Raw genomic sequence first — 15178 nt, 5'->3', positions numbered from 1 at the left:
GGTCGGCGGTTACGGCGGCGTGGCGGTAGCCGCCTGGCTCGTCGCCGCGGTGGCCACCGGTCACGGTATGGCCGCGGCCGACACCACCGGCGGGTCGTCGGAGTCCAGTTCGTCGTCGAGTTCGACAGCAGAGTCTTCGTCGGGGACGGCGCAACCGTCGTCTGAGCCCGCGGCCACGTCTACCGGAAGTGGCTCGACGGCAACCGATCCGACGACTCCTTCGGGTACCTCCGAACCCGTCAAGAGCTCGGGATCCACGGTATCGAGCACCGAGGTCGGCGCCGGCGTCACCGTCAGCAGCAGCGGCGGGGCGCACACGACCGACAAGGCGGCCAAGCCCGCCAAGACGGTGAAGTCGAACAAGTCCGGTTCAAAGCCCGCCGCCGCAGTGGATACCGTAAAGACCGCAACCGAATCGACGGGATCGCCGTCGTCGGCCGCGAGCACCGCTGCCACCGCGACGGCCGTGAAGAAGTCGGCCGCCGCGGTGACGACCGCGACCGCAGCATCGACCCCGTCGGCTGTCACGGTCGCCGCGGTCCCCAACCCACTCGCGGTCGCCGCCGTCCCTGTGACGAGCGCCAAGGTGAGCAGTCCCGTGACAGGTCTGGTGGGCTTTCTCAACAACGTGGTCACCAACCTGCTCAACCCGTTCCTCAAGCCCGCGCCCCACACACCGGAACCGTTCACCCCGGCGGTGTGGGCAGTGTTGGCCTGGGTGCGGCGCAACGTGTTCAATCAGGCTCCGACGGTCGCGTACAACCCGACCACGACGGTGCAGACCGGGCAGACACTGTCGGGCAATATCGGCGCCACCGATGCCGAGGGCGATGCGTTGACCTACAAGGTCACCAAGGGTCCACAGTTCGGCACGGTGAGCATCGATCAGGCCACCGGCAGTTTCACCTACACCCCCGATGACATCAACTACACGGCGGTGCAAACCGATTCGTTCACCGTGTCGGTCTCCGATGGGAAGTTCAATCTGCTGAACCTGTTCAGTCCGCACGGCGCCAAGGCGGGTATCGGTGTCTCGGTGCTCAACCCGGAGGTGTCGCGGGTGATCCTGAACCTGCCCGATGGCATCCACAGCCCGGCCAACCCACGCTATTCGGCAGACGGCAAGTCCATCTTCTTCGCCGGCCAGCCGGCCGCCGGTGGCCGCTCGGAGATCTATCAGATCAACACCGATGGCACCCATGTCGATTGCGTGACCTGTGGGGTGGCGACCAACGAAACCGGCAATCTGATGAAGCCGGTTCCCGTCGATGACGGGTCTGGCCGGGTTCTGGTGCTGGTTCAGGATCCAGGCAAGGGACCGCGTTATTCCATTCTGGAAGACGGTGTCAACGGACGGCAGCTGATTGCGGTCACCACGCCGCCGGGCGGCGGGTTTGCCATCGATGCGCAACGCGAAATGCGGGTCTCCCCGGACGGAACGCACGTGCTGTTCACCCGTATTGTGTTGGGCCCGAACAACCTTGTGCAGGCGCTGCCGATCGTGGGCACGCTGGTCCGCACCGCCAATGGGTACGAAGTCGACGACGCGCGGGTGGTTTACCCCACCGGTGAGGGCAAGCAGTGGACCCCTGATGGCAAGGGCGTGGTCATCCTCGGTGGGGCCTTCGAGGCCGGCAACGTCGACGATATCGAGGTCGACCTGGCCACCGGCAAGGTGAATCGAGTGACCGCGAACCTCGACTACGACGAGGACATGGACTTCTCGCCGAATGAACAGTGGATCGCGATCGGCAGCACACGCGGGCTCGACGCGCTCACGCCGATGACACGGATCATCCGGCCGAACTTCCTGCCCGCCTACGTCAGCGCACCGGTGTACGACGAGTACGCGCTGCCGGTCAACGTCTCGAACCAGGAGTGGATCGTCGCCCTCGACGACGAGCTCAAGCGCGAGAACGGTATTCCGCTGTTCGATACCGGGGACGGATACGCCGCCCGGAGCATGCCGAGCTGGAATCCCACCGGCGACGCGATCACGTTCTGGGAGTCCAGCATCACCGACCCGACGGTGTCCCGGCTGGTCATCGCGAACCTGAAGTACACCACCAGCGTCGGTCCGGTGGCCGCGGACCGGACCACGCCCAGCTCCGATTCGTGGGCCCCGCAGCTCGGCACCTACGTTGCCACCACGACACCGCTGCCGGCAGTCGGCACGCATGCCGGTGTGGGTGGTGGCACCGCGTTGGTCAGCGAGGCGCCCGACCCCGCGGACGCGACTCGCACGATCCGCACCGTCGTCTACACCAACTACGTCAACGAGATCGGGGAGATCCTCAACGGCACCGAATCGGCCGACTACAACGCCGGCCAAACCGCCGTGCACTACGTCGCCGATATCACCGTCACCGGAGCTCACACCGGCTACTTGAAGGCCGACGCCACCGTCAACGCCTTCCAGCAGTCCCTGACGGGATTCATCACCTCCAGCGTGGATGGTGATGTGCAGAGCCTGCCGAATCCGGCTGCCGCCGAGGAAGCCCAGCAGAGCGCCTAGCTGCCGGTGACTCTTCACAGATTGTGATCATGGAGCCCACGACGGAGAGCGCTATGCGTGATGTCCCAGCCAACAGTCACACGATGAGTGACGTGCCCATGCAGGCAGAGTGCGCACGACACCGCGCTGCGGAGACAATCCGCATTGCTTCTCTGAAAAAGATCGTCGCTCAGCTGAACTGCGCTCGTGAAGCGTCCAATCTGACGAAGTCTCAACTCGCCAGGGCAATCGGATCTGATCCCTCCGTCGTGGGCAGACTCCTGGGCGCGCACACCGAGAACCCGACCCTTGCCACCGTGGTCGAAGTGGCCGCGGCGGTCGGTTTGAAGCTCTGCCTTGTCCCGATGTCGGCGGAGGAGCGCGCACGAATCACCGAGCCGATGCTGTCCGCGGAGACTGCCCGCAGCAGACCGTCGTATCAGGGTTGACTCAGGAGCTACTGGCCGGCGCCTGAGCGTCAGAACGGCAGGTCTACTTCACCGTTCGTCGTGATGCCCTCGTCGTGATTGCGGTTGACGAACCCGGTCGTGACGGGGGCTTGCGGCTCGGTTCCGTACGGCACGAGGGGATCCGGGCCGGCCTTGGTATCGCCGAATGGGGCGCCGGTGTCCGCGGAGACCGCAGTGTCCTGCTGCCATGAGGTGGTGGAGGTGGGGCCGGCGGCGACCGCAACGGTCGAGCCGACGGGTGCCAGAGCCACGAAACCCGCCGCGAGGCCGACGGCCAGCAGGGGTGTCGCGAAAGCGATCGGGGTCTTCATGATGATCTCCTCTTCCTGGTCGGATGAGTTGATCAAACGCCTTGATCCTGGCCGAATCGCCACGGCTAGCTGCCAAGATTCAATTGCAGCTAGCCGGTAATCGACTGTGACGGCCGCCAGGCAGCAAAACCGATGACGAGTCCCAGGAACGGGATCGGTGCCAGGATCGTGCTCAGCGTCGTGCTGCCGCCCGTGACCAGGGTGAAGTTCGAGAGCACCAGCCACAGGCTGCCGAGCAGTCCGAGTACCGCCAGCGCGGGCGCGATCCGTGTCGTCCACAGGTGCGCTGGTACCCGGTCCCGGTTGCGCAGGAAGAACACCAGCACGGCGATCGAGGTGGTCAGCATCAGTACGACCATGCCGACCGTGGCGACGCCCGCCATCGAACCGAACACCCCGACCAGCGGATCTATGCCCAGAATCGCCAGCACGCCGACGATGACTGCCGCGGTCACCGTCTGTACCACCGACGAGAACGACGGCGCCGCATGAGTGTCGTGGACCTGGGCGAGCCGGGTGGGCAGCAGGCCCTTGCCGGCCAGCACGAACTGGTAGCGGGCGATCACGTTGTGGAAGGACAGCACACAGGCGAACAGGCTGGTCAGCAGCAGCACGTTCACGATGTCGCGGCCGACGGTGCCCAGCATGTCACCTGTGGTGTCCAGCAGCATGTTGCCCTCGCCGTCGAGGGTTTTCTGTGCCACGGCACCGACCTGCTCGGGCCCGATGGCCACCACGAACGCCCACACGGTGATGGCGTAGAACGCGCCGATGATGATGACCGCGGCATAGGTGGCCCGCGGAATGGTGCGCTCGGGGTCGCGCGCCTCGTCGCGGAACACGGCGGTGGCCTCGAAGCCGATGAAACCGGTGAGGGCGAACAGGATCGCGATACCGATGGTGCCCTGGGTGAAGGTGGCGGGATCGAATGAGGTGAAGGTGAGGCCGGCCGGGCCGGGCTTGGCCACCATCACCACGTCGAGCACCACGACGATGCCGATCTCGCATGCCAGAGCGACGCCCAGGACCTTCGCGCTGAGCTCGATGTGCCGGTAGCCGAGCACCGCCACGATCAGCAGGACCGCGAAAGCATAGACAGGCCAGGGGATCACGGGTCCGCCGTAGTGCGTCACCGTGTCGTTGATGGCCCAGCCGATGTACCCGTAGATACCGATCTGGATGGCGGTGTAGGCGATCAGCGCGACGACGGCGATACCTTTGCCCATGCGTTCACCCAGGCCGACGGTGACGTAGGAGAAGAAGGCGCCGGCCTCGGGGACATGGGGCGTCATCGTCACGAAGCCGATGCTGAAGACCAGCAGCACCAGGGCCGCGATGACGAAACCCATGGGTGCACCGGCGCCGTTGCCGAGCCCCATGGCCAGTGGCATGTTGCCACCGATCACGGTCAGCGGGGCGGCCGCGGCGACGACCATGAACACGATTCCGATGGGGCCGAGATGCCCGGTGAGGCGCTTGCCCGTGCCGTCCGGGACGGTCTTCTCCGGTGTGGTGGTCATGAGATCTCCTGAGCGTCAGAGGTATTGGTGCGCATGGCCTGGCGCAACAGGTCGTGGTCCACGGCGTGCGCGGTGAAACCGCGGTGGCCGGTCAGGGTGGTGGCGGCGACCATGGCGTTGACGATGGCCTCCTCGGTGGCCTCGATCGTCAGATCGAACAGCCGGGTCATCAACTGCGGTGCGACCATCCGCAGGGGGATCTCGGGGCGTGGCGTCGACGCGTCCTCGTCCCATGCGTACGGGGGGATGCCACGGTTGCCGGTGGAGAAGGCCAGCATCAGGTCCCCGCTGTACTGCTCGCCGGTGCCGCCGACCCGGCTCACCGCGAGCGCGCTGCGCTGAGCCAGCCGGGTGCACTGATGGGGGAGCAGCGGGGCGTCGGTGGCGACGATGACGATGATCGAGCCCGAGCCCGGTTCGTACTGCCTCGGCAGGTCGGGCAACGGAACCCGGTCCGGTCCGATCAGCTGCCCGACGGGGACACCGTTGATCCGGAGTCGTTCGCGCCGTCCGTGATTGGCCTGTACCAGGACGCCGATCGTGTACTGGCCGGAGACCGTGTCGGTGACGCGTGACGAGGTGCCGATGCCACCCTTGAAGCCGTGGCAGATCATCCCGGTGCCGCCACCGACATTGCCCTCGGCCGGCGCGGCGGAGGAGGCATTCTCGAGCGCGGCCCGGGCATGCTCGGGCCGGACATGGAAACCGTTGATGTCGTTGAGCAGACCGTCGTAGGTCTCGCCGACGACGGGCAGGGACCAGTAGATGCCCTCACCCCGGGCGCGCACCTGCGCTGCCACCAACTCATCGCGGACCACGCCGACGCTGTGGGTGTTGGTGAGCCCGATCGCGGTGGTGAGTTCACCGGATTCCCGGATCCATTCCAGGCCGGTCAGCTCGCCGCTGCCGTTGAGGCGGTGCGAGCCGGCGAACACCGGTTCGGTCCAGATGCCGTCGTGGGGGACGATCACCGTGACGCCGGTGTTGATGCCTTCGCTCTGCAAGGTGGTGTGTCCCACCCGCACCCCTGGGACATCGGTGATGGCGTTCTTCGGTCCGGTGGGGTGTTCCCCGATGACCACGCCGAGGTCTCTGGCACGCATTGGTTCCGCCCGATTCATCGAGAGTTATTTTCCTGATTGGAAAAGAACTATGCGCCCGGGTGCCGCACGGCGCAACAGAAAGGGCAAAATTGGTCCCATGGCACGGCCGAACAAGCAGGTGGAACGGCGTCACGACATCATGGATGCGGCGATCGCGCTGATCGAGCGCCATGATCTGGCCACCCTGAAGCTTGCTGACGTCGCCGAACAGCTCGGACTGACCACCAACGCGGTGCGCTACTACTTCAAGGACATGACGCAGCTGCTCTCGGAGCTGGCGCTGCGTTCCGATGTCCGGTTCTACGACGAGCGACTCAAGCTGCAGAGCCCGTCGGGGGATGCGCGCGAGCAGTTGGTGATGACCATTGCCGCCGGCCTGCCCACCGGTCCCGACGATGCCGAGTGGCGGGCGATCTGGCGGGCCGTGCTGTCCGCCGGATTCGAGCTCGATCAACGCAGGGATGTGCAGGGCATCTACCACCGCCAGGTCGACCTGTACACGGACCTGCTGCTGGCGGGGGCGAAGCGTGAGGCGTTCCGGCTGCAGCAGCCGGCGCGCGATATCGCCATGACACTGATGTCGATGGAGGACTACTTCGGTTACCGGATCGTCGCGCGCGATCCCGGGTTGAGCCGGGCCGTTGCGCTGCGGTTGATGCGGCAGTACGCGGAGTTGGCGACCGGGGTGTCGTTGCCCGAGATCGACTAGCTGCCGGCAGTCCTTCGGGGCAGTGTCAACACATGCTGACGCCGCGCGAAGGACAGGTGCTACGAACTGGCCGATTGTTCGTGTCGCTGAGGCTTCTGGGCCAGATTCAGGCGGCCGGCGCTTGACTCTCCCCCTGGGGGAAACTCCACGGTGGAGTCATGACGACGAACGACACAACAACCAGGGCCACTGCGTGGAACGCTCTTCCCGCGGTGGTCAGGACCTACCTCACTGCGCACCGGGCCCGAGACGTGGACACCGCGATCGGCACCTTCAGTGCCGGCGCGTCGGTGACCGACGAGGGCCGCACCATCCATGGCCGCGAGCAGATCGGCACCTGGCTGGGCCGCGCGGGCGGTGAATACACCTTCACCACCGAGTTCACCCGGGCGACCACGATGGATCACGCGCACGTCGACGTCCTCCAGCGGCTGGAGGGAGATTTTCCGGGTGGCGTGGCAGATCTGCACTACCGATTCACCCTGGACGGCGACCTGATCAGCGGACTGGTCATCGAACCCTGAACCATGCCGACGGCCCGAGCCGGCTTGACAATGCCGTAGCTCCAATATGCAATATATCGCAGCTACGGGGGTGAGTATGGCGGAACTGTTCGGTCGGGGCGTTGAGCTGCATCGGATCGAGCGCTTCCTCGATGGGGTGCGACGAAGTGGCAACACCCGGCTCGTCCGCGGCGAACCCGGCGTCGGCAAGTCCGCCCTACTCGACGCCGCGGCCGACCTGGCTCGTGCGGCCGACATGCTCGTGCTGCGTGCCTCGGGTTCGGAGTTCGAGGCCGACGTCGGCTACTCCGGACTCAACCAATTGCTGCTGTCCCTGCGCGACGACTTGGACCGCCTGCCGCCCGGACCGCGCGATGCGCTGGCGGTGGCATTGGGATTCGGGCCGGGCCCCCACCGGGTGCGCTGCTCGTCTGCAACGCCGCGCTGTCGCTCCTGATCGCAGTCGCGGAACGGAAACCGTTGCTGCTGTTGATCGATGATGTCCAATGGATCGACCGCGCCAGCGCCATGGTGTTCGGCTTCATCGCGCGCCGGGTGGCGGGTCACCCCATCGGGCTGGTGATGTCGTGCCGGGCCGGTAGCGATTGCCTGCTCGATCGCCGCGGACTGACCGAGCAAGTCGTCGAGCCGCTCGACCGCGAGGCCTCCGAGCGCCTCGTCGACGACCAGTTTCCCCACCTACCCCCCGGCGTTCGACAACGGGTGCTCGACCTGGCCCAGGGAAACCCACTCGCGCTGGTGGAACTGCCCGGCCCGCTTACCGGCCCGGCGCCGCTCGTCGACCAGCCCGAGGTCGTGCCGTTGAGCGATCGCCTCCAAGCGCTGTTCACCTCCCGCATCGCGGCCCTCCCGGATGCCACCCGTCGGCTGCTGCTCGCGGCGGCCTTCGATGGCAGCGGTGACGTACGCCTGTTGCGTCAGGCCGGTGGTGAGCGACCCGGCCTCGCCGATCTCGCCCCGGCCGAGCGCGCACAGCTCGTCCACGTCGATGACGGCCCCGCTCGAATCACCTTCCGGCACCCCCTGATCCGGGCGACGATCGTCGCGATGTCCACCCACGAGGAGCGGCGTCACGCTCACCTCGCGCTGGCCGGGTCGCTCCACGGTGACCAGGAACGGCAGGCCTGGCATCTGGCTGCGGCGGCGGTCGGGCCGGACGACGCGACGGCTGGGGTGCTCGACCGAGTGGCGCGTCGAACGATGCTTCGCGGCGATGTGCTCGGAGCCGTGTCGGCACTCGTCCGTGCAGCCGAACTGAGTACCACGCCCCAGGCGCGAGGGCGTCGGCTGGCCGAGGCCGCCTACATCGGCGCCGAGTCCGGCGGCACCCTCGGTGACCCGGAAGCCCTTCTTGCCGAGGCACATCGGGTCGGTCCCGACTCCATGGGAGCGTTGCATGCGGCGAACGCCGCGACGTTCCTGATGCTCAACGGCGGCGGGGACGTCGACACCGCGCACCGACTCCTCGTCGGTGTTATCGAAGCCGCCGACCACGGTCACCGCGCGGATGACACGGCGCTGATCGAAGCTATGCACACCCTGCTCCTTCTCTCCTGGTACGCAGGTACGCCCGCACACTGGGAGTCGTTCTTCCGGGCGCTGCGGACCCTGACCCCCGAACCGCCGGAGATCCTGGCACTGGCCAGCAGGACCTTCGCCGACCCGCTGCGAAGCGGCGCCGCGGCGGCACCCGAGCTGGAGCGTCTCCTCGCCACACTCCCCGGTGAGAGCGATTCGTCGCGCATCGTCCGGATCGGCGCGGCATCGGTGTTCCTCGACCGCCTGGCAGACACTCGTGAGGCGCACTGGCGGGTGGTCCGCCACGGCCGCAGTGGCGGCTCCCCGCGTCGACACATCGGCGCCTTGATGCACCTGTGCCTGGACGACTACCTCACAGGACGATGGGACGAAGCCGAGGAACTCGCCCATGAAGGACAAGAGCTCTGCACCGCAACCGGTTTCACCTTCTTCACGTGGTACTTCCTGTACAACCGTGCGCTGATCGCGGCCGGCCGGGGTCGCGACGACGAGGCGTTCGCGCTGGCCGACGAGATGAGCCATTGGGCACGACCCCGAGCCGCCACCAGTGTCCTTCTCTATGCGCACCACCCCCGAGCGCTCGCGGCGGCGGCCACGGGCGACTTCGAGGCCGCATTCCGCCACGCCGCTGCGCTGAGCCCGCCCGGCGTCCTCACCTTCCACGTCCCACAGTGCACGTGGGTCATGTTCGACCTCGTCGAGGCGGCACTGCGCACCGGTCGCGGCGCGGACGCCCGCGCCCACCTCGAGGTCATGCGGGAGACCGATGTCGCGGCGCTGTCGCCGCGGATGGAGCTGATCCAGCGCGGGGTGGAGGCACTGGTCCTCGACCACGAGGCGGCCGACGCCCGGCTCGAGGAATCACTGGCCTCCCCGGCCTCGGATCGGTGGCTGTTCGAGGCGTGCCGCATCCGCCTGTCCTACGCCGAAGGTCTGCGGAGACGCAAGGATTCGCATCGAGCGCAGCGGCACCTCATCGCCGCCCGCGACGGGTTCGCCGCCCTGGGGGCGAAGCCATGGCTGGCGCGTGCCCGACAAGAGCTGCGCGCCGGCGGATTTCGGTCGTCGCGCGAGCCATCGGAGTCGACGTTGACGTCGCAGGAGCTGCAGATCGCGCACCTGGCCGCCAGCGGGATGACCAATCGGCAGATCGGCGAGCGGCTCTACCTGTCGCACCGGACCGTCGGCGCGCACCTGTACCGCGTGTTCCCCAAGTTGGGCGTGTCCTCACGGGCCGGGCTTCGCGATGCGCTGTCCGCCGACCCGGGCCTGCACGGCCCGGTCAGCCGAACGCGCCCGCGTACGCGTTGAGTGCGGGCTGCCCACCCAGATGTGCGTAGAGCACCGTCGACTCCGGTGCGATGTCCCCACGCCGGACCAGGTCGATCAGCCCGGCCATCGACTTCCCCTCGTAGACGGGGTCGATGATCATCCCTTCCAGACTGGCAGTCAGTCGGATCGCGTCGATGGTGGACTGCACCGGGATGCCGTAGAGGTCGCCGGCCCACCCCTCCAGCACCGTGATCTCGTCGTCACGCAGCGACCGGCCCAGGCCGATGAGATCGGCGGTGTGCCTGGCGATGCGGGCCACCTGTTCACGGGTCTTGACGATGGTCGCGGAGGCGTCGATGCCCAGGACGCGGCGGGGCCGGTCCTGGCCGGCGAATCCGGCGATCATCCCGGCGTGCGTCGAGCCGGTGACGGTGCAGACGACGATCGTGTCGAAGAAGACGCCGAGTTCCTGCTCCTGCTGCTGCACCTCGTAGGCCCAGTTCGCGAAACCGAGTCCGCCGAGCGGATGTTCGGACGCCCCTGCGGGGATGCCGTAGGGGACGCCCCCGGCCGCGCGCACCTCCTCGAGCGCCGTCTCCCAGGAATCCTTGATGCCGATGCCGAATCCGGCGGGGTCCAGGCGGACGTCGGCACCCATGATCCGGGAGAGCAGGATGTTGCCGACCTTGTCGTTGACGACGTCGGGCCAGTCGACCCAGCGTTCCTGTACGAGCCGCGCCTTCATCCCGAGCCGTGCCGCCACCGCGGCCACCTGGCGGGTGTGGTTGGACTGGTAGCCACCGATCGAGACCAGAGTGTCGGCACCCTTGGCCAGGGCATCGGGAACGATGTACTCGAGCTTGCGCATCTTGTTGCCGCCGTAGGCGAGTCCCGAGTTACAGTCCTCGCGCTTCGCCCAGATCCGCGCGCCCCCGAGGTGATCGCTCAGGCGCTCCAGTGGGTGGACGGGGCTGGGACCGAAGAGCAGGGGATGGCGTTCGAAGTCGGCAAGGGACATGATTCCTCGTTCCGTGGAGTGGGGATCGGGTGACGGGTCGACGTTCGCGGGACGCGTTCGACGGTGCATGATGGGGTATGCCGGTTCCCGTTGCCAGCGCCTCCGAAGGGCGGCAATTGCTGCGCGACAGCGTGTTCGTGCGGATTCGCGACGCCATCATCGACGGCACCCTCGAGCCGGGAGAGCGTCTGGTCGACGGAGAACTCAGCGGCTGGCTCGGAGTGAGCCGGACACCGATCCGGGAAGCGCTGGCGCGCCTCGATGCGGCGGGTCTGGTCGAGACGAAGCCGGGCCGGTACACGATCGTCAGCCCGATCGATCCGCGCACCCTGGCCGACGCGCAGGCGGTGACGGCGGCCATGAACGAGCTCGCGGTGCGCACGGCGGTGCCGCTCCTCACCGGTGACGATCTGGCCGGTATGCGCGCGGCCAACGCCGCTTTCGCCGAGGCGCTGCGAACCGGAGACGTCGTCGCGGCCGTCGCGGCCGACGACGCGTTCCATCGAATTCCCGTCGACCGCGCGGGGAACGCAGCCATTGGCATGGTGCTCGACCAGTACACGCCGGTGCTCAGGCGGGTCGAGCGCATCCGATTCGCCTCGCTGCGCGGTCGCGACTCGGTGGCCCAGCACGCCCGGATCATTGCCTTCGCCGAGGCCGGTGAGGCGGATGCCGCCGCGACCGAGACGCGGAAGAACTGGCTGACCCTGGATGCGCACGCCTCCGACGGCTGACCAACGGCGATCGACTTCGGCTGCACCACTTGCTTTTCCGATGAAGTGGTGCCACATGACGACCCCTTCGTGACCGTGGTCGAGGCGACCCGCGGAAAGCGGCGCACCGGCCAATCTGCAAGCGATATGCAATATATCGGAGCTACCTGAGACCGGGCAAGCCGGTATGACGCAGTCGAGTCGAATGACTGCATCGTGCGAGATCGGGACGCGGCGCTTCGGTAGTCGGATGACTGATTCCCTGCCCCTCCACCTGCGCGAGAGTGGTGCGCAGGGGCCGACGGCGGCACCGATGGAACAGCCGCGGCCGCCGTCGCCAGCTCACCCGAGACCGCATCCCGGTCGAAATCCGAGGAGATCAATGAGATTCACATCCCTGTTGACGACGATCACCGCCGGTGCCGTGCTGGCACTCTCGGGCTGCGGCGGCGCATCGGCCGAGCAACCGGGCTCGCCCGAGCAGCCCGCCCCGGCGGTCAAGCCCACCGTGGTGCTGGTCCACGGAGCGTTCGCCGATGCCTCGAGCTGGAACGGCGTCGTCGCGAGTCTGAAACGGGACGGCTACCCGGTGATCGCTGCGGCGAACCCACTTCGCGGGCTGCATGACGATGCGGCCTACGTCGCCGGCGTCCTCAAGAGCGTGCCGGGACCCGTCGTGTTGGCCGGCCACTCGTACGGCGGACCGGTGATGAGCGAGGCCGCCGCAGGCAACCCGAACGTCAAGGCACTGGTGTACATCGCCAGCTTCATCCTGGAACCGGGCGAGAGCACATCCCAGCTGGCCGCCAAGTTCCCCGGCGCTCAGCTCGGGCCGGCCCTGCAGACCGTCCCCGTCCCGCTTGCGGGCGGTGGCACGGCCAATGACCTCTACATCAAGCAGGACGAATTCCCTCGGGTGTTCGCCGCCGACGTGGCACCGGAGGTCGCCGAGCTGATGGCGGCAACCCAACGGCCCATCACCGAAGGCGCGCTGAACGAGCCGGCCACCGAAGCCGCGTGGAAGAGCATCCCGTCGTGGAACATGGTCACCACGGCGGACCTCGCGATCCCCGCCGAATCGATGCGCTTCATGGGTGATCGGGCGAAGTCGCACTCGGTGGAGATCGCGGCATCCCATGCCGTGACCGTCTCCCACCCGGACGCCGTCGCCGACCTCGTCGATCAAGCCGCTCGCGCCACCGTCTCGTGACCGCCAGGCGGTCCGTCACCCGTGCCGAGGAGATCTGATGGGAAGTGATTGGCAGATGCAACGATTCAACGAATACGACTACGTGGTGATCGGTGCCGGATCGGCAGGGTGTGTGATCGCCGCCCGCCTGTCGGAGGATCCCGCCACGCGGGTGTTGCTCCTCGAGTCCGGGCCGGCGGACACCCGGCCCGAGATCTCCGCCCCACCCGCGTGGCCGGCGCTATGGGGCACCGAGGTCGACTACTCCTACGACACCGTCCCGCAGACCGGCACCGCCGGGCTAGCCCACAACTGGCCGCGTGGCCACACGTTGGGGGGCAGCAGCAGCATCAACGCAATGGTGTACTTGCGCGGGCACCCGAACGACTTCGACGGCTGGGCCAAGTCGGGTTGTGCCGGTTGGGATTACGAGTCGGTGCTGCCCTACTTTCGACGCATCGAGACGGTTCCGGCCGCGGACCCGCGCTACCGTGGCACCGACGGCCCGATGGCTCCGGCACCCGCCGCGGCCGAGGTGGCAAATCCGCTGTCCCAGGTGTTCCTCGACGCCGCAGTCGCGGCCGGTTTCCCGCTGACCGACGACTTCAACGGTGCAGACCCCGAGGGCGCCGGTTGGCACGACCTGTCGATCGCCGGGGGGATCCGGCAGAGCACCGCCGCCGCCTATCTGCACCCCATACGCGGCCGAGCCAACCTGACGGTCATGACCGATTCGCGAGCGCACGCACTGAGATTCGCGGGGACGCGTTGCATCGGCGTCGATTTCGTGCAGAACGGCCGTGAAACGACCGTCCACGCCGCTGCCGAGGTGGTCATCAGCGCGGGCGCGGTGGACTCACCGCGCCTACTGCTGCTGTCGGGCATCGGGCCCGCCACGGAACTCCGTGCCGCGGGCGTCGACGTCATCCACGACCTGCCCGGGGTGGGTCGCAATCTGCACGACCATCCCTTGTGCGGCGTCGTCTATGAGGCGGCGCAACCCATTCCGGCCGCAAGGACGAACCACGCCGAGACGTCGCTGCTGTGGCGCAGTGACCCCTCGCTGGCCGGCCCGGACATGCAGCTGATGTTCATCCACGTGCCGTTTCACCCACCGCACCTGGCCGCACCGCCGAACAGCTTCACACTGGCGGTCGCGACGGTGCCGGATGCACGCGGTTCGATCCGGCTGACGGGGCCGGATCCGGACACCCCGCCGCTGATCGATCCGAACTATCTCGGCGTGGAATCGGACGTACGGCGAATGGTCCATGGGATCGAGGTGGCTCGCGAGATCGCCGCCGGCGAACCGTTCGCACCCTGGCGGGCGCGCGAAGTACTCCCGGGCCCCGGCGCCGCCGACGACGAAGGGCTGCGAGCCTTCCTCGCTCGCGGCACCAGCACGTACTACCACCCCGTCGGCACGTGCGCGATGGGCATCGGCGCCGACGCCGTGGTCGGGCCGGACCTGCGCGTGCACGGGCTGGCCGGCCTTCGCGTGGCCGACGCGTCGATCATGCCTCGGGTGGTGCCGGTGAACACGAATGCCGCCACGATCATGATCGGCGAGAAGGCGGCCGACTTGATCCGCTGACGGGAATCCGAACCTGCGCCCCGCGCGAAGGACGGGTGCTACGGACCGGCCGATTGTCCGTCCGAGCATCGCCTCTAGCCCTGCCTGTTGGCCCAACCGTCGTCATTGTGCGCGAACAGGCGGATCTCGCGCTCCCAGGCGCGGTCGCGGGCCCGGTCCAGACCGCGCCGGATCATGTGGGTGCAAAACGCACTGCACAACACCATGCCGATCCAGAGGGTCACCGCGATGGCGACCGAGTTCAGCTCGGCATCGGCCGGCGTCAGCGGCGCGGCAACCACCTTGCCGCTGTCGTCCAGCCAGATGATCATGTGGTCCCCGACCCCGACCGTCGCGGTGCCGGCGACCGACTCGGTACGTGTCCGCGTGCCCTCGTGCCACTGCGCTTCGACGTATGCCGGCGTTTCGAAGTCTGTCGGCAGGCCGACGCCCTCGACGACCGTTGCCTGCACCGGATGCCGGTGGTGCGCCTCCTGCTCGGCTGTCTGCATGCCCCACCCGCGAACGAGGGCGCCTGCCGATACCGCCACCGGGATCGCCACGAGTGCGGTGATCACGATGCCGAGAACCGCCAGGGCCTCGATACGGTCGACGACGCGGACCAGCGGGTTGAGACCGAGTGCGCGGAGGTACCAACCACTACGTCCAGCAAACAATGTGAGGCGCATTACATCGCTACTAGCGGTGCTTTTGTCGTTTCGCGCAAACATTGCTTACAGCCT

At 67.6% G+C, this 15178-nt stretch carries 15 protein-coding genes; 9 read left to right on the top strand and 6 right to left on the bottom strand.

Going from position 1 to position 15178, the window contains the following annotated elements; genetic code table 11:
• Positions 1-60: 60 nt before the first annotated feature.
• Positions 61-528 (bottom strand): hypothetical protein, encoded by a 468-nt coding sequence (locus H7J86_RS11665; protein ID WP_267291096.1) that lies wholly within the window; start codon positions 526-528, stop codon positions 61-63.
• A 70-nt stretch (positions 529-598) separates the two neighbouring features.
• Here H7J86_RS11665 and H7J86_RS11660 point away from each other — a divergent pair, with 70 nt between their 5' ends.
• Positions 599-2515, top strand: a complete 1917-nt coding sequence (locus tag H7J86_RS11660; RefSeq protein WP_235683514.1) for a cadherin-like domain-containing protein — start codon at positions 599-601, stop codon at positions 2513-2515.
• A 248-nt stretch (positions 2516-2763) separates the two neighbouring features.
• Complete coding sequence (locus tag H7J86_RS11655; RefSeq protein WP_139169983.1) at positions 2764-2943, top strand: hypothetical protein; 180 nt, start codon at positions 2764-2766, stop codon at positions 2941-2943.
• Positions 2944-2972: 29 nt separating this feature from the next.
• On the opposite strand, the gene H7J86_RS11650 is transcribed toward H7J86_RS11655, so the two are convergent.
• From H7J86_RS11650 to H7J86_RS11640, 3 genes are all read right to left on the bottom strand, one after another.
• A complete protein-coding gene (locus H7J86_RS11650; RefSeq protein WP_187098052.1) occupies positions 2973-3275 on the bottom strand; it encodes a hypothetical protein in 303 nt (100 codons plus the stop codon).
• An 89-nt stretch (positions 3276-3364) separates the two neighbouring features.
• Positions 3365-4795: an APC family permease gene (locus H7J86_RS11645; RefSeq protein ID WP_267291094.1), complete on the bottom strand. Its 1431-nt coding sequence runs from the start codon at positions 4793-4795 to the stop codon at positions 3365-3367.
• On the bottom strand, positions 4792-5898 hold the full coding sequence (locus tag H7J86_RS11640) for a DmpA family aminopeptidase (protein WP_267291092.1): 1107 nt from the start codon (positions 5896-5898) through the stop codon (positions 4792-4794). Before H7J86_RS11640 ends, H7J86_RS11645 begins: the two co-directional genes overlap by 4 nt.
• Positions 5899-5995: 97 nt before the next feature.
• Between H7J86_RS11640 and H7J86_RS11635 the strand changes: the two genes are divergently transcribed.
• The 4 genes from H7J86_RS11635 (at position 5996) to H7J86_RS11620 (ending at position 9981) form a co-directional block, all read left to right on the top strand.
• Positions 5996-6607: a TetR/AcrR family transcriptional regulator gene (locus tag H7J86_RS11635; protein WP_267291090.1), complete on the top strand. Its 612-nt coding sequence runs from the start codon at positions 5996-5998 to the stop codon at positions 6605-6607.
• Positions 6608-6765: 158 nt separating this feature from the next.
• Complete coding sequence (locus H7J86_RS11630; protein WP_267291088.1) at positions 6766-7131, top strand: nuclear transport factor 2 family protein; 366 nt, start codon at positions 6766-6768, stop codon at positions 7129-7131.
• A 76-nt stretch (positions 7132-7207) separates the two neighbouring features.
• The gene (locus H7J86_RS11625) at positions 7208-7567 is read left to right on the top strand and encodes an AAA family ATPase (RefSeq protein ID WP_267291086.1); all 360 of its coding nucleotides are present in this window, start codon (positions 7208-7210) and stop codon (positions 7565-7567) included.
• Positions 7568-7599: 32 nt separating this feature from the next.
• A complete protein-coding gene (locus H7J86_RS11620) occupies positions 7600-9981 on the top strand; it encodes a LuxR family transcriptional regulator (RefSeq protein WP_267291084.1) in 2382 nt (793 codons plus the stop codon).
• Here the strand turns inward: H7J86_RS11620 and H7J86_RS11615 are convergent.
• Positions 9953-10960, bottom strand: a complete 1008-nt coding sequence (locus H7J86_RS11615; RefSeq protein WP_187098058.1) for a 1-aminocyclopropane-1-carboxylate deaminase — start codon at positions 10958-10960, stop codon at positions 9953-9955. The two genes, H7J86_RS11620 and H7J86_RS11615, sit on opposite strands and share 29 nt — an antisense overlap.
• A gap of 77 nt (positions 10961-11037) precedes the next feature.
• Here H7J86_RS11615 and H7J86_RS11610 point away from each other — a divergent pair, with 77 nt between their 5' ends.
• The 3 genes from H7J86_RS11610 to H7J86_RS11600 all read left to right on the top strand — a co-directional run bounded on the left by H7J86_RS11610 (position 11038) and on the right by H7J86_RS11600 (position 14456).
• Positions 11038-11694, top strand: a complete 657-nt coding sequence (locus H7J86_RS11610) for a GntR family transcriptional regulator (protein WP_187098059.1) — start codon at positions 11038-11040, stop codon at positions 11692-11694.
• A 361-nt stretch (positions 11695-12055) separates the two neighbouring features.
• Positions 12056-12883: an alpha/beta fold hydrolase gene (locus H7J86_RS11605; protein WP_267291082.1), complete on the top strand. Its 828-nt coding sequence runs from the start codon at positions 12056-12058 to the stop codon at positions 12881-12883.
• A gap of 37 nt (positions 12884-12920) precedes the next feature.
• Complete coding sequence (locus H7J86_RS11600; RefSeq protein ID WP_267291080.1) at positions 12921-14456, top strand: GMC family oxidoreductase; 1536 nt, start codon at positions 12921-12923, stop codon at positions 14454-14456.
• A 74-nt stretch (positions 14457-14530) separates the two neighbouring features.
• Here the strand turns inward: H7J86_RS11600 and H7J86_RS11595 are convergent, their stop codons facing one another.
• On the bottom strand, positions 14531-15124 hold the full coding sequence (locus H7J86_RS11595; protein ID WP_267291079.1) for an Rv1733c family protein: 594 nt from the start codon (positions 15122-15124) through the stop codon (positions 14531-14533).
• Positions 15125-15178: the final 54 nt, after the last annotated feature.

It is taken from the genome of Mycobacterium hackensackense, from assembly GCF_025822555.1.
GTDB classification, from domain to species: Bacteria; Actinomycetota; Actinomycetes; order Mycobacteriales; family Mycobacteriaceae; genus Mycobacterium; species Mycobacterium fluoranthenivorans.
Note: the sequence above shows the minus strand (reverse complement) of the source record. Positions and strands in the feature narration are given on the sequence as shown.